This is a genomic window from Fictibacillus sp. UD, assembly GCF_043558025.1.
In the GTDB taxonomy this organism is placed as follows: Bacteria; Bacillota; Bacilli; order Bacillales; family Fictibacillaceae; genus Fictibacillus.
In genome coordinates, this window is sequence record NZ_JARUHH010000022.1 from 1 (window position 1) to 14,238 (window position 14,238).

At 40.1% G+C, this 14,238-nt stretch carries 14 protein-coding genes and 2 tRNA genes; 14 read left to right on the plus strand and 2 right to left on the minus strand.

Going from position 1 to position 14,238, the window contains the following annotated elements; genetic code table 11:
* Position 1: 1 nt before the first annotated feature.
* The 3 genes from P8610_RS19285 to rocF all read left to right on the plus strand — a co-directional run bounded on the left by P8610_RS19285 (position 2) and on the right by rocF (position 1,486).
* Positions 2-75, plus strand: a tRNA-Gly gene (locus P8610_RS19285).
* Positions 76-83: 8 nt separating this feature from the next.
* Positions 84-159: transfer RNA gene (locus P8610_RS19290), tRNA-Ala, on the plus strand.
* 427 nt (positions 160-586) lie between these two features.
* Entirely contained in the window at positions 587-1,486 is a 900-nt protein-coding gene (rocF, locus tag P8610_RS19295) for an arginase (RefSeq protein WP_394605830.1), read from the plus strand.
* Between the two features lie 31 nt (positions 1,487-1,517).
* On the opposite strand, the gene P8610_RS19300 is transcribed toward rocF, so the two are convergent.
* The gene (locus P8610_RS19300; protein WP_197468143.1) at positions 1,518-1,688 is read right to left on the minus strand and encodes an aspartyl-phosphate phosphatase Spo0E family protein; all 171 of its coding nucleotides are present in this window, start codon (positions 1,686-1,688) and stop codon (positions 1,518-1,520) included.
* A 200-nt stretch (positions 1,689-1,888) separates the two neighbouring features.
* Here P8610_RS19300 and sigW point away from each other — a divergent pair, with 200 nt between their 5' ends.
* The 9 genes from sigW (at position 1,889) to P8610_RS19345 (ending at position 12,690) form a co-directional block, all read left to right on the plus strand.
* Positions 1,889-2,464 carry an RNA polymerase sigma factor SigW gene (sigW, locus tag P8610_RS19305; RefSeq protein WP_289497494.1) on the plus strand — a complete coding sequence of 192 codons (576 nt, stop codon included), beginning with the start codon at positions 1,889-1,891 and terminating at the stop codon, positions 2,462-2,464.
* Positions 2,465-2,470: 6 nt separating this feature from the next.
* A complete protein-coding gene (locus P8610_RS19310; protein ID WP_394605831.1) occupies positions 2,471-3,142 on the plus strand; it encodes an anti-sigma factor family protein in 672 nt (223 codons plus the stop codon).
* A gap of 405 nt (positions 3,143-3,547) precedes the next feature.
* Complete coding sequence (gene cdaA / locus P8610_RS19315; RefSeq protein WP_289497492.1) at positions 3,548-4,381, plus strand: diadenylate cyclase CdaA; 834 nt, start codon at positions 3,548-3,550, stop codon at positions 4,379-4,381.
* Positions 4,365-5,666, plus strand: a complete 1,302-nt coding sequence (locus P8610_RS19320; protein ID WP_394605832.1) for a CdaR family protein — start codon at positions 4,365-4,367, stop codon at positions 5,664-5,666. Before cdaA ends, P8610_RS19320 begins: the two co-directional genes overlap by 17 nt.
* An 18-nt stretch (positions 5,667-5,684) precedes the next feature.
* Positions 5,685-7,025, plus strand: a complete 1,341-nt coding sequence (glmM, locus tag P8610_RS19325) for a phosphoglucosamine mutase (protein ID WP_394605833.1) — start codon at positions 5,685-5,687, stop codon at positions 7,023-7,025.
* A 478-nt stretch (positions 7,026-7,503) separates the two neighbouring features.
* The gene (glmS, locus tag P8610_RS19330; protein WP_394605834.1) at positions 7,504-9,306 is read left to right on the plus strand and encodes a glutamine--fructose-6-phosphate transaminase (isomerizing); all 1,803 of its coding nucleotides are present in this window, start codon (positions 7,504-7,506) and stop codon (positions 9,304-9,306) included.
* A 306-nt stretch (positions 9,307-9,612) separates the two neighbouring features.
* Positions 9,613-9,897 carry a MarR family winged helix-turn-helix transcriptional regulator gene (locus tag P8610_RS19335; protein WP_394605872.1) on the plus strand — a complete coding sequence of 95 codons (285 nt, stop codon included), beginning with the start codon at positions 9,613-9,615 and terminating at the stop codon, positions 9,895-9,897.
* 78 nt (positions 9,898-9,975) lie between these two features.
* On the plus strand, positions 9,976-11,229 hold the full coding sequence (locus P8610_RS19340; protein WP_394605835.1) for a glycosyltransferase: 1,254 nt from the start codon (positions 9,976-9,978) through the stop codon (positions 11,227-11,229).
* A 12-nt stretch (positions 11,230-11,241) separates the two neighbouring features.
* On the plus strand, positions 11,242-12,690 hold the full coding sequence (locus P8610_RS19345) for an MDR family MFS transporter (RefSeq protein ID WP_394605836.1): 1,449 nt from the start codon (positions 11,242-11,244) through the stop codon (positions 12,688-12,690).
* Between the two features lie 200 nt (positions 12,691-12,890).
* Here the strand turns inward: P8610_RS19345 and P8610_RS19350 are convergent, their stop codons facing one another.
* A complete protein-coding gene (locus P8610_RS19350; RefSeq protein WP_394605837.1) occupies positions 12,891-13,220 on the minus strand; it encodes an Mpo1-like protein in 330 nt (109 codons plus the stop codon).
* A 164-nt stretch (positions 13,221-13,384) separates the two neighbouring features.
* On the opposite strand from P8610_RS19350, the gene P8610_RS19355 reads away from it, so the two are divergent.
* Entirely contained in the window at positions 13,385-13,771 is a 387-nt protein-coding gene (locus tag P8610_RS19355; RefSeq protein WP_394605838.1) for a MerR family transcriptional regulator, read from the plus strand.
* The gene (locus tag P8610_RS19360; RefSeq protein ID WP_394605839.1) at positions 13,728-14,189 is read left to right on the plus strand and encodes an SRPBCC family protein; all 462 of its coding nucleotides are present in this window, start codon (positions 13,728-13,730) and stop codon (positions 14,187-14,189) included. Before P8610_RS19355 ends, P8610_RS19360 begins: the two co-directional genes overlap by 44 nt.
* Positions 14,190-14,238 lie beyond the last annotated feature (49 nt).

The window sequence follows — 14,238 nt, forward strand, 5'->3', positions numbered from 1 at the left end:
TGCGGGTGTAGTTTAGTGGTAAAACAAGAGCCTTCCAAGCTCTGGTCGTGAGTTCGATTCTCATCACCCGCTCCATTAATTTCGGGGCTTTAGCTCAGCTGGGAGAGCGCCTGCCTTGCACGCAGGAGGTCAGCGGTTCGATCCCGCTAAGCTCCACCATACATACTTACATAACAAATGTTACTTCAGGCGATGCCTGAAGTTTTTTTATTTGCTGATAGAAATCAATATGAAGAGGCAAAAACTCTGGGGAAATTAAAAGTGGACAGTAAAAATGACAGAGTGGACAGTAAATCATCGAGAGGGGACAGTAAAGTTCATGAAAGTGGCTATGCATCACCCGAATGCTACCTCAAAAAAGATGATGAATCCAAACAAATTTATTCTATAGACCAGATTCTTCTCTGGTCTTTTTTAATACTTAAGAATCCCCAAACCTCATAAATATGTAAACAACTGTCGGAAGCGCTTTCTTTTTGGTATATCTATGCATTATTTTGTCCAGTTGAACCATGAAATCCCTTACAGCTACAATAGAGATAGTGATTCTTTAGTTTTTGTGTTTTTCATAAGGGAGGAAGAAAAAATGTTAAAAGATATTACAGTAATCGGAGTACCGATGGATTTAGGACAAATGCGCCGTGGTGTAGATATGGGGCCAAGCGCGATTCGATACGCAGGTGTCGTGGAACGTCTTGAAAATCTTGATTATCGCGTAGAAGATTTTGGTGATATAGAAATTGCTCGTCCAGAAAAACAAAGTATTGAAAACGAAGGAAATCTTAAAAATTTAAACGGAGTAATCGAAGCGAGTGAAAAGCTGTCACAAACCGTTTCTGATGTTATTACGAGTAAAAAGTTCCCGCTCGTTTTAGGTGGAGATCATAGTATTGCGATCGGTACGCTAGCGGGTGTTTCTAAAAATTATAAGAACCTAGGTGTGATTTGGTACGATGCACACGGAGACTTAAATACAGCCGATACATCACCAAGTGGAAACATTCACGGAATGCCGCTTGCAGTGAGCATTGGAATCGGGCATGAGAGACTAACGAACATCAGTGACTATACACCGAAAATCAAACCAGAAAATATCGTGATTATCGGAGCTCGATCACTAGATGAAGGTGAACGAGAACTTATTAAAGAAAAAGGAATTAAAGTATACACGATGCATGAAGTGGACCGTCTTGGCATGACAAAGGTTATGGAAGAGACGATTGAGTACTTATCGCATACAGATGGCGTTCACTTGAGTCTTGATCTTGATGGGCTTGATCCACATGATGCTCCTGGTGTTGGGACTCCGGTTCTTGGGGGAATCAGCTACAGAGAGAGTCATTTGGCGATGGAGATGCTTGCTGAAGCGGAGATTATTGCATCAGCAGAATTTGTAGAAGTAAATCCGATTCTAGATGAAAAGAATAAAACCGCGACGGTTGCTGTGGCGTTAATGGGTTCTTTATTCGGAGAGAAACTACTATAATAAGATAGAAAAAATAAAAACAGTTGCCTCTTTACGGATGCAACTGTTCTTTTTGATTTATGCGTTGATATTGATTAAGCAGCTGATCAATTTCCTGTGAAAGTTCAACTACTTCTTCTGCAATTAATGGTAGGTGTTTTGAAAGTTCATTCATTTGCTGTCTGGAGTGTTCGATCTGTTCAATTAATGATTCTCTATGCATACAAACTACCCCTCTCTGTTTCAGCATAATATCTTATATGATTAATATTCCCAGGGCTTATTTTTTTGAAACACGATATTTAGAAAAAAATACCTTTTTATTTCGTCAAATTCTGCAACATGATAAAATAAAAAAATATGAAAACATTTGAAACTTATGGAATGCTGGTACGTAAATAAAATCCGAGTGGTGATAAAATAATGGACGCCTTAATAGCGAATATGGTGACCCAAGTAAAAAAAGGGGATCAGGAAGCGTTTGAAGGCATTGTGGACCTATTCAAAGATAAAATCTACCGGCATTGTTTCCGGATGGTCGGCAATGGACATGAAGCAGAAGATTTGGCACAAGAAACTTTTTTGCGAGCTTACCGTAATATTAGTAAGTACAATAACGAATATAAATTTTCAACTTGGATATTCCGCATTGCAACAAATCTTTGTATCGACAGACTGAGGAAGAAGAAACCTGATTATTATTTGGATGCAGAAGTACCTGGAACGGACGGAGCAAACATGTATAGTCAGCTTTCAACGGAAGAACCGTTACCCGAAGAAGTCGTTACAGAGAATGAACAATGGAACGAGCTCCAAGCAGAAATTATGAAGCTTCCTGAAAAATACCGGACAGCTATTCTTTTAAAGTATGTAGAAGACTTATCATTAGAAGAAATCAGCCAGATTATGGACATACCAGTACCAACAGTAAAAACTCGTATACATCGGGGCCGGGAAGCGCTGAAGAAAGTATTTCAAATGGTTGTAAAAACGAGGTGAAGAAAAATGCAATGTGAAGCTTCCGTGTATGATGAATTAATGAACAAAGTACTTGATGGTGAAGCAACGAGTGAAGAAGAACACATCTTTCAAATTCATTTGAAGCAATGTGCATCTTGTAGAGAAGAATATGAGCTGCTGACAGAATCATTGAAGGAACTGCAGCTGCAATCCCATATAAAGGCCCCAGCAGGCTTTACAGAGGCTGTAATGGCTAAACTGCCAAAAGAGAGACAGCAAGTGAAGTGGAAGCGCTGGATGAAACGTCATCCTGCTCTGACCGCTGCAGCCATCTTTATGTTCTTCATGGCCGCATCTGTGCTCACTAGCTATAATCAGCAAGATCTGGCTGTTGTAAAAGGTGAGGGAAACCTTCAAATAAAGAAATCTGAGCGGGTAGTAGTCGTTCCGGCTGGAGAAACAATAAAAGGCGATTTAGTCGTTGAAAATGCAGATGTTCGAATAGAAGGAAAAGTAGAAGGTGATGTGACTGTCATAAAAGGCAATCAGTATCTAGCTTCTGCAGGTGAAGTAACGGGCCACAGTCAGGAAATCGGTCAAGTGGTCGAATGGGTATGGTATAAGTTGAAGTCTTTGGTTAGTACAAATAATGAAACAATGAATAATCATAATGAGAGCCGTCCCCATACGGCTTTTTTTATTGCTCAAAATGCTTAATATGGAATATCATCGAAACATCATTAACAAAACATGAGTAGGCCATGCTAAGTTTTCTTTACAATGAGGTATGCTATAATATATAAGTTAAATCTTTTTTGAAGTTGTTCTATAAAACATATACTCTAAGGCTGTTCTGTTTTATAAAGGGGTACTTCTTTTTTAATCTTTTGTTCAGATGCTTCTTTGACAAGTTGATTGGAGTGGAAGATGTGAGACTCCTGCCCCGCGGAAAGCGAGCATCTGTAAAGGAAATCAACTTCTCTCAAATACAACAATGAATGCCAAAAACAGCATATTTTAGTGTATTTTATTGAAGACTCTTCATTGAAATCAACCACTTTCAAAACTTATAGATTTTAAAAACTTCAACTTGGCAGACAAACCCGGGTTGGGAGGGAATTTATGTTACCAATCGCAGATTTTAATATATTTAATTACATCACACAAATCATTGATATTTTATTAGTGACCTACGTAATCTACAAGCTGATCATGCTGATCCGCGGAACAAAGGCGGTTCAACTTTTAAAAGGGATCAGTGTGATTATCGTTGTTTGGTTTCTAAGCAGTTCGTTCGACCTTCGTACGATGTCTTGGCTGATGGATAAGGTGATTACATATGGATTACTCGCTATCATTATTATTTTCCAGCCTGAGCTAAGACGTGCGTTAGAACAGCTTGGACGAGGAAAGTTCTTCTCTCGTACAGGTCTTCCTGAAGAGGAAGAAACGGAAAAAGCAATTGCTGCCATTGTGAAGTCAACTAACTATATGTCCAAACGGCGTATAGGGGCTATTATGTCGATCGAGCGAGAAACGGGATTGAGTGAGTACGTGGAAACAGGTATTCCAATTAAAGCCCATCTCACTTCTGAGCTTTTAACCAACATATTTGTTCCGAACACACCGCTTCATGATGGTGCTGTTATTATAAAACAAAGTCAAGTATACGCAGCTGGCTGCTATTTGCCGCTAACGGAAAGTCCGTTCGTATCGAAAGAATTGGGAACAAGACATAGAGCTGCATTAGGGATTAGTGAGGTAACAGATGCAGTAACCGTTATCGTTTCTGAGGAAACTGGTACGATTTCTCTCACGAAGAACGGAGAAATCTATCGGAATCTGGACGAAGAGTCTTTAAGAAATTTGTTAAACGCAGAATTGATTATTGCCAATAAGTCCACTTCCTCAAACCGCTGGAATTGGAGGGGAAAGAAAAATGGACAAACTCCTTAGTAGTTCATGGTTTGTAAAAATTATTGCTTTCCTCCTTGCTCTTATGATGTATACAATCGTAACGATGGAAACACAGGAAGAAGCCGCAAACCGTTCCATATTCTCAAAAATGTATACGGAAAGTGAGACCATTCAAGACGTACAGATCAGACCGTATTTTGATGACGATAAATACGTCTTGACCGATCTGCCTCCATCCGTTGACCTGACGCTAACGGGTTCGAGCCGTTTGATCACAAAAGCGACAAAAGTGGATAAGGAATTCGAAGTATATATTGATCTAACGAATATGAAGCCTGGAAACAAGCGGGTAAAAGTACAAGTACAAGGATTGCCTGACGGTGTAAAAGCGAAGATTAACCCTGATTACGTAGATGTTATTCTTCATAATAAAGTAACCAAACAAATGAACGTCAATGTGGACTTAAAGAATACGAGAAAGCTGCCAGACGGATATACAGCAGGTGAGATTGAGTTCTCGCCAAAAACGGTGAACGTAACAGGACCAGAGGGAATGATCAATCAGATTTCATTTATTACGGGATTTGTTGACGTAGGCGAAGCTGATGAACCTATTCAAACTAAAGTACCTCTACGTGCATACAATCAACAAGGGGACATAATCGATGTACAGATTAATCCGGGCGTAGTAGATGTTTCTGTACCGATTAAAAAACCTAAGAAAACGGTACCGATCTCAATTGGTACAAAAGGTGATTTAGAAGAAGGGCTGACCCTTCAATCCATCACTTCTGATCCGAGTGAGATCACTTTAACAGGAACAACAAGTTCACTTGATAAATTCGATTCATTTAAAGAAATATCAATAGATTTAAGCAAAATCAAAAAAGATACTACACTCACAGTTGATGTTCCGGTTCCAGATGGAATTGATTCTGTGTCTGTTAAAGAAGTAACGGTAAATGTAAATGTCGAAAAAACAGATGTAGGAACTGAAACAGAAGCAGAAACAGAAGCGGATCAAGAGCAAGAGACAACACGAACATTTAATGATGTGCCATTAACACTGCTCGGGGTCAATAACGAAAAGCAGGCAACCATTTTAGATCCGGCAGATGGTGTTGTAGACGTTACGGTAAAAGGCAAAAAGAGTGTGCTCGATTCACTTAAAAAGTCTGATCTGCAAGGAATTGTAGATGTGAGTACTCTTGAACAAGGAACACATGAAGTGAAAATAGATTGGAAAAATCCTGGTGATGTTGAGCTGGCAGGTACAGTTCAAGAAGCCAGCGTGGAAATTCAAACAGAGACTAGCAGTCAATAGTTGAAGGAGAGAGCAATAATGGGAAAATATTTTGGTACCGACGGAGTAAGAGGAGTTGCAAATACAGAGCTTACGCCTGAACTAGCTTTTAAATTAGGGCGCTTTGGCGGATATATTTTAACAAAAGATACAGATAAACCTAAAATTTTAATCGGACGCGATACGCGAATTTCCGGTCAAATGCTAGAAGGTGCTCTAGTTGCAGGCCTTTTATCTATCGGTGCAGAAGTTATGCGTTTAGGGGTGATCTCAACTCCTGGAGTTGCTTTTCTAACGAAAGCACTTGGCGCACAAGCTGGAGTAATGATTTCGGCGTCACATAATCCAGTTGCGGATAATGGAATTAAATTCTTTGGAGCTGACGGATTTAAACTGTTAGATCAGCAAGAAGCAGAAATCGAAGCTCTTTTAGATAAAGATACAGATGAATTGCCTCGCCCTGTAGGCGGTGACTTAGGGTCTGTCAGCGATTATTTCGAAGGCGGACAGAAGTACATGCAATATTTGAAGCAAACGATCCCTGGAGACTTCTCAGGACTTCATATTGCGCTTGATTGCGCTCATGGTGCGACATCTTCTCATGCACCACACTTGTTTGCTGATCTTGAAGCGGACATCTCAACGATGGGAACAAGCCCAAATGGCTTAAATATCAACGAAGGTGTCGGAAGCACACACCCTGAAAAGCTGGCAGAACTCGTAAAAGAAAAAGGCTGTGACATGGGGCTTGCTTTCGATGGAGACGGAGACCGTTTGATCGCGATCGACGAAAAAGGAAATATCGTCGATGGTGACCAGATCATGTTCATCTGTGCGAAGCATCTTAAAGAACAAGGCCGTTTAAAGCAGGATACAGTCGTATCAACAGTTATGAGTAACTTAGGATTCTATAAAGCGGTTGAAGCAAATAACATGCAATCTGCACAAACGGCTGTAGGTGACCGTTATGTAATGGAAGAAATGCGTAAGAACGACTTTAACCTTGGCGGTGAACAGTCTGGGCATATCATCTTCCTAGATTACACAACAACAGGTGATGGACTTCTTTCTGGGATCCAGCTTGCATCCATTTTAAAAGCTACAGGCAAACCGTTATCAGAACTTGCTGGCGAGATGGCAAAATTCCCTCAGCTTTTAATCAATGTAAAAGTAGCCGATAAGTCTAAGCTAAATGGCAATGAAGCGATTATAGCAGCGATCGACAAAGTAGAAACAGAACTTGAAGGAAACGGCCGTGTGCTTGTTCGTCCTTCTGGAACTGAGCCGCTTGTACGTGTAATGGTCGAAGCTCCGACAGAAGAACTTTGCCAAAAGCATGCAGATGAGATCGTGAACGTTGTAAAAACAGAGCTTGTCTAAAAAAGGGCTAAAAAGTCCCTCATAAAATAAAAAAGGGCACGAAACATATGCATATGCGGCTCACACAACGGGCTGTCTATGCATATTTTTTTATTATGGAACTTTATGTTTCAAGTTTTTCTAAAAACGGGAAAGAATAAGAATTGACGGTTTTGAAAAACCCGTGTATGATTATTTTTGTTTACTTCAAATAAAAGGAAGGAGTTTACAGCTAATCATTCATCCAAAGCGCCTGAACTGCTGACCGGAAAAAAGCAGTTGACGAGGAAGAGGTTCATCGATATTTCGGCGGATGCCTCTCGGAACATCACTTCCGTAAGCTTTTGTTCAAACCAGGTAAGGTGACTTCCTGTACAAAGACGAAAGCAAGTGAAAAAAATAAAAATAGAGAACATAGGTGGGGTTGTGAGCCCCGCTCACGGCCCCCCTTATGAAAGCCGTCAGCAGAGTGTGATGGCTTTAAGGAGGACGTTTATTTATGTGTGGAATCGTTGGATATATTGGAAATAATGATGCAAAAGAAATTCTATTGCGCGGATTGGAAAAATTAGAATACCGCGGATATGACTCAGCAGGAATTGCAGTACTAAACGAAAGCGGCGTTCATGTATTCAAAGAAAAAGGCCGTATTGCAAATCTGCGTGAAAATGTTGATCTAGGTGTAGAAGCATCCGTTGGAATCGGACATACACGCTGGGCAACACACGGAGTTCCAAGCAAAGTGAATTCACATCCACACCAAAGTTCAACAGAGCGTTTTACACTTGTACACAACGGTGTAATCGAAAACTATGAACAGGTGAAGAAACAATACATTTCAGGTGTTGAACTATTGTCTGAAACAGATACAGAAGTTATCGTTCAGTTAGTAGAGTACTTTGTAAATCAAGGCATGGAAGTGGAAGAAGCATTCCGCCGCACATTGTCTGAGTTAAAAGGTTCTTATGCGATTGGATTAATCGACAACCAAAACCCTGAAACCATCTATGTTGGTAAAAACAAAAGCCCGTTATTGGTAGGTAAAGGTGAAGGCTTCAACGTTATTGCAAGTGACGCGATGGCAATGCTTTCTCAAACAGATCAATACGTTGAATTAATGGATAAAGAAATCGTAATCGTGACACGTGACAGCTATACGATCAAGACTCTTGATGGCGAAGTGGTGGAACGTGCACCTTACACAGCAGAACTTGATGCAAGCGACATCGAAAAAGGCACGTATCCTCATTTCATGTTAAAAGAAATCGACGAGCAGCCTTTCGTAATGCGTAACATCATTAATCAATACCAAAACGAAAATGGAAATCTTAAGCTTGATGACGATATTCGTGCTGCGATGAAAGACGCAGACCGCGTTTATATCATCGCTTGTGGAACGAGCTACCATGCTGGGCTTGTTGGTAAACAGCTGATTGAAAACATCGCAAACATTCCTGTTGAAGCACACATCGCGAGTGAGTTTGTTTACAACATGCCGCTTTTATCTGAAAAGCCGTTGTTCATCTTCATCTCACAATCTGGTGAGACTGCAGATAGCCGTGCTGTTCTTGTTGAGATTAAAAAGCTTGGCCACAAAGCATTAACAATCACAAACGTTCCGGGATCAACACTTTCTCGTGAAGCAAACTACACGCTTAACTTGTATGCTGGTCCAGAGATCGCAGTAGCATCAACGAAAGCTTACACGGCACAAATCGCAGTGCTTGCGATCCTAGCTGTTGACTCTGCTCGTGCAAAAGGAATCGAGTTAGACTTCAACCCGCTTCAAGAGCTTGCGATCGTTGCAAACGCGATGGAAGTACTTTGCGACCAAAAAGAAGAGATGGAGAAGATCGCACGTGAGTTCTTAGCTGTAACACGTAACGCATTCTTCATCGGGCGTGCTGCTGACTTCTACGTATGTTTAGAAGCTGCATTAAAACTAAAAGAAATCTCTTACATCCAAGCAGAAGGTTTTGCTGGAGGAGAATTGAAGCACGGTACGATCGCATTGATCGAAGACGGTACACCAGTTATCGCTCTTGCAACTCAAGAGCATGTTAACTTAAGCATCCGTGGTAACGTGAAAGAAGTAGCGGCACGTGGAGCGTACACATGCGTGATCTCTATGGATGGGCTGCAAGAAGAAGGCGACCGCGTCGTTCTTCCTAAGATCCACCCATACTTGACGCCGCTTGTATCTGTTCTTCCTATGCAGCTGATCTCTTACTACGCAGCGCTTCACCGCGACTGTGACGTAGATAAGCCGCGTAACCTAGCTAAGTCAGTAACAGTTGAATAAAGTTAGTTCTAGACGGAAAAACCTGTAGCGCTACAGGTTTTTTTGTTTGTAATGAGAAGGTGGTAAAAAGGATCTGAAATGGTTACTTGACAATTATTTATCCGTGTCATATAGTTAGTTTGTCAAACTAATATTATTGTCAGAGGTGAGATCTTTGTTGGATCAAATTTTAAGGGAGTTCATTATCACTCTCGATACTTCTTTTAAGAAATTAGTAAAAGATACGATTGAAACAGCGGGGTTTCTAATTTAAGTGTAAATCAGATTCAATACATTCAAGCCATAGGTAAGCTTAAAAATCCAACGATTAGTGAGATTGCTGAAGAGTTGAAAATAACGAAGGCTTCAGCAACAACGGGAATAAATAAATTAGTGAGCTTAGGATATGCGAAGAAAAGTCAATCAACCCAAGATAAAAGGATTTTCCACGTAACGTTAACAAAGTCCAGCGAAACTTTTATCCGGTTGAACCAACAGGCACTTGAAGAGTATGTAGCGTTTATTAGTCATCTGCTTACACCAGAAGAAGTAGAGCAGTTCAAAAAAACTTTGGAAAAGTTAATTAAGGGTTTCTATCAAAAAAACTCTTAATAAAATAACAGGTAAAAACCCTGTTATACAAAAAAGTAAGTTAGTCTAACTAAATTAATAAATGGAGGTATCGTTCCAATGAACATTACCATATTGACTACAGGTACAAGAGGAGATACTCAGCCCTATATAGCACTTGGCAAAGAATTAAAGAAGTTAGGACATGAAATAAAATTAGCTGCATTTGAAAATTACCGGGACCTAGTAGAACACCACGGTTTAAACTTTCATCCAATTAAAGGTGACATTGCAAAGATAATAAGTGAGATGTCAAAGAGCTCCATAGAGTCAGATAATCCACTCAAGTTCTTTACAAGTTTCCGAAAAATGAAGCCGTATATTAAGGATAAGCAGATTAGCATGCAAAGAGATTTGTTTGAAGCCTGTGAAGGAGCAGAAGCGATTATCTATCATCCAGGAGCAGCCATTGGGCAATTCGCGGGAGAGTATTTCAAAGTGCCGACAATACTTGCGACCCCATTCCCCATGGCCCCTACAAAGGATTATCCAGCGCTCATCTTTTATCAAATGAAATGGGGAAAAACAGCAAATCTCCTTACACATAAATTGTTCGAAAGAGGATTTTGGCTAACAGTAAAGTCACCCATTGGCGAGTTTTGGGAAGAGAGATTCGGAAAAAAGCCAGTGCGTTTTAAAAACCCTTATTTAAAAGAGGCAACAAATCTTCATACTTCCGTGATGTCAATGAGCCACAATGTATTTCCACAATCAAATGAAAAAACAAAATGTCTCGGCTATTGGCTCCTGGAGGAAGATCTCACTGATTGGGAGCCTCCTCAGGATCTTTCACGCTTTATTGAAGATGGAAAGCCTCCGATTTACGTAGGATTTGGAAGTATTTATGACGATCACGCAAATGAAACCATCCAGTTAGTGGTTGAAGCCTTACGAAATAACGGACAAAGAGGGATTATCGGCATGGGGTGGAATCGAGTTCATGGCATGGAGGATTACGAGGACATGTACTTTATTGACAATATTCCACATACGTGGCTTTTCCCGAAAACAGCAGGGGTAGTTCATCACGGAGGAGCTGGTACCACAGCAGCTGCATTTCAGTCTGGGGTTCCAAGTGTTGTCATTCCTCATGGAAACGATCAGTTTGCCTGGGGAAAACGAACTGAAGAATTAGGTGTCGGCTCATCCCCAATTCCTCGGAAGAAGCTAACTGTCGAAAGATTAACGGAAGGCATCCATCAAATGCTACAAAAGCCTATTGTGGAAAATGCACATAAGTTAGGAAGGAAATTGCAAAAAGAAAATGGTGCTCAAGAAACGGCACGTTATATTCATACTTTCTTAAATCGCTAGAGGGGGGAAATCGTGAATAATCGTCAAGAATTCCGTTTTGGTCCCATGTTCACTGTAATGTTAATTGGAGCTTTCATGGGAATTTTAAATGAAACATTATTATCAACAGCCTTACCTTCCATTATGAAGGACTTTGGCCTGAATGAAAATAAGGTCCAGTGGTTAACTACTGCATTCTTGCTTACAAACGGAGTTATGATACCTATTTCTGCCTATCTGATTGAACGTTTCTCGACACGAAGACTCTTTCTTACGGCAATAGGGCTTTTTGGGATAGGTACTTTGATAGGAGCTCTTGCTGATCGTTTTACTCTGCTCTTAATAGGTAGGGTGATTCAAGCCGCTGGTTCTGGAATTATGCTGCCTCTGATGATGACTGTGATCTTAACCGTCATCCCTAAAGATAAGAGGGGGCGAATGATGGGCTGGGCTGGGATTGTCATCTCATTTGGGCCTGCGATTGGTCCCACTCTGTCAGGATTCCTGCTTGAATTCTTCACATGGAAAGCACTCTTCTTTGTTGTTCTTCCTATCGTGGTGTTGGTAATTGGGCTAGGGAGTGTCTATGTAAAGAATGTTACAAGGCAGACTCAACCTAAAATTGATATTCTGTCTATCCTTCTTTCATCATTGGGATTTGGAGGATTGCTTTACGGATTTAGTACTGCAGGAGAAAACGGGTGGTCGAGCCTAAGTGTACTCTTTTTTATCATAGGAGGATTCTTTATTTTAGGAATATTTATCAGGAGGCAGCTCCGATTAGAACAGCCCTTACTCCAATTCAGAGTATTTCAATTCAAGGCGTTTACATTGTCCCTTGTCATTACGATGGTTGTTATTGTTTCAATGATCGGAGCTGAGGCACTGTTACCTCTTTACATGCAAAATCTCAGAGGATTCAGTCCCCTTCAATCAGGATTGATGCTATTACCGGGTGCTGTTGTGATGGGGATTATGTCTCCTATTACCGGGATGCTATTCGATAGATGGGGTGCAAAAAAGCTTGCAGTACCTGGGCTATTTATAGTGACTATAACATCCTTTTTGTTTACAAATTTGTCTATGGACACCTCTATTGTTTATTTGTCGGTTATTTATAGCTTAAGGATGTTTGGCCTATCGCTTGCCATGATGCCTGTAATGACAAAAGGATTGAATCAGATTCCAATTAAGTGGAGTGCACATGGATCTGCCATGGCGAATACCTTTCAACAAGTATCAGGTTCCATTGGAACAGCCTTATTGTTTACAGTCCTGACGATAACAGCTAAAGGATATTCGTCAAATTCACTTCAAATGGATGATACTTTTAGAGAAATGGCCATGTTACATGGCTACAACAATGCTTTTTGGTTTGCGTCAATAATTGCAGCAGGTGCGCTGATTTTATCTTTTTTCTTAAAAAGTGAGCTTGCTGCTGAAAACGGAACGAAGCCGCAACTTGTTAAAAAAGAAAACTAGAAAGATGGGGGAAGAAACATGAGTTATGTAAAACGACTTAGGATAGGATATCTTGATTGACGATATAGTCTACAAACAATTTTGAGAGCAAAATGTAATTGCAGTCCGAGTAATGTGAAATGATTCGTGTGAATAAAAGAGTAATGTTTGAATATCAAGCATCAAAAAACCCCATTTCAGCACGAGAATGGGGTTTTTATTTATAGAGAAGTCGTTTTTTTATATTTTGTTAACTCATTGTTAAGCTGTCCGAATAAAATGAGCCGATACATACGAAAATCAGCACGCAATGACCAGAAAGGATGCCCAAAGGTAGCGGGTTTGTTTCCTTCAATAAAAAAATGACTGAACCATGCGATTCCGTATGCAACAACTGGTGCTGCCAGCAGAAACCATGCACTCTTCCAAACGGCGAGTATGATGAAAATAAATACAAATGAAGTGCCGACAAAGTGCCATGCTCTCGTGGAAGCTTTGCTGTGCTGTGATAGATAAAACGGCCAGAACTCCTCATAACTGTTAAACCCCATATTAAAACCTCCCTTGTTCGTTAATATTCTTCTGACCGAATGAAAAACCCTTTATTCAAAAAGGGATAAACATTATCTTGAGGAAGAATATAGTTAGACGAAAAAAAGATTGACCATGTGGTGCACAACACGGTTTATGATGGAATGGCAGGTGGTGGATGATGATGTATCGAGTAAGTGAGTTTTCAGAAATGACGGGATTGAGTAAAGAAACGCTTAGGTATTATGCAGAAGTGAAGCTGCTTGAACCAGTATATATCGATCCTAATAATAAGTATCGCTATTACGATAATGGTTCCTACTTAATTGCGATGATACTAGTCAGTCTAAGAAAATTCAATTTCACTATTCAAGAGATGCTAACCGTCATTGAAGATGAATCCTTTGAAAACTTAGAGCACATCCTGAATCAAAAAAAGAAAGACATTCAAAAGAAAATCGAGAATCTATACAGCACAATAGATGAAATTGATCAATTTCTAAAATGGGGAAAAGAGGGCGATGACAATGCTGACATGGAAAGAAGAGAAGACGATACCAGCAAACATTGAAAAAGTTTGGGAACTATTTTCAGATGAGAATCTGCAAAGAATCATGCCGAACGTTGTGGAGCATACACCGATCGAAAAGAAAGAAGGTGTGGTGGGATCTACGTACAGACAGTCTTATAAAGAAGGTCGTAGAATAGAAACGTACACCGTTGAAACGTTAGGGTACGAAGATAAGGAGAATGAAAAGCACTTGGCCATTGGGTTTAACTTGGCAAAAGCGTTTGAAATCCAAACTGCGTTTACTCTCATTAAAATAGACGAATCTAAAACTCGTTTTATCTATGAAGGATCTAACAAGGGCATCAACTTTTTAGGCAAAGTGATGCTTAAAATCGCAGGTGACAAAAACAATAACAAAGTCGTGCAAGATTTTATGGATACCGTAGAAAAAGAAAGCCTAGTGAATGCTACTTCTTAAATTGAATTGTAATGCATAACCTGATGTTTTATATTCCATCCTAAAAGGT

Excerpts from the sequence above, each read along its gene's own strand:
- sigW (WP_289497494.1), top strand. The coding sequence starts at position 1,889 with ATGGACGCCTTAATAGCGAATATGGTGACCCAAGTAAAAAAAGGGGAT.
- cdaA (WP_289497492.1), top strand. The coding sequence starts at position 3,548 with ATGTTACCAATCGCAGATTTTAATATATTTAATTACATCACACAAATC.
- glmM (WP_394605833.1), top strand. The coding sequence starts at position 5,685 with ATGGGAAAATATTTTGGTACCGACGGAGTAAGAGGAGTTGCAAATACA.
- P8610_RS19355 (WP_394605838.1), top strand. The coding sequence starts at position 13,385 with ATGTATCGAGTAAGTGAGTTTTCAGAAATGACGGGATTGAGTAAAGAA.
- rocF (WP_394605830.1), top strand. The coding sequence starts at position 587 with ATGTTAAAAGATATTACAGTAATCGGAGTACCGATGGATTTAGGACAA.
- P8610_RS19340 (WP_394605835.1), top strand. The coding sequence starts at position 9,976 with ATGAACATTACCATATTGACTACAGGTACAAGAGGAGATACTCAGCCC.
- P8610_RS19310 (WP_394605831.1), top strand. The coding sequence starts at position 2,471 with ATGCAATGTGAAGCTTCCGTGTATGATGAATTAATGAACAAAGTACTT.
- P8610_RS19300 (WP_197468143.1), bottom strand. The coding sequence starts at position 1,688 with ATGCATAGAGAATCATTAATTGAACAGATCGAACACTCCAGACAGCAA.
- P8610_RS19320 (WP_394605832.1), top strand. The coding sequence starts at position 4,365 with ATGGACAAACTCCTTAGTAGTTCATGGTTTGTAAAAATTATTGCTTTC.
- P8610_RS19360 (WP_394605839.1), top strand. The coding sequence starts at position 13,728 with ATGCTGACATGGAAAGAAGAGAAGACGATACCAGCAAACATTGAAAAA.
- P8610_RS19350 (WP_394605837.1), bottom strand. The coding sequence starts at position 13,220 with ATGGGGTTTAACAGTTATGAGGAGTTCTGGCCGTTTTATCTATCACAG.
- glmS (WP_394605834.1), top strand. The coding sequence starts at position 7,504 with ATGTGTGGAATCGTTGGATATATTGGAAATAATGATGCAAAAGAAATT.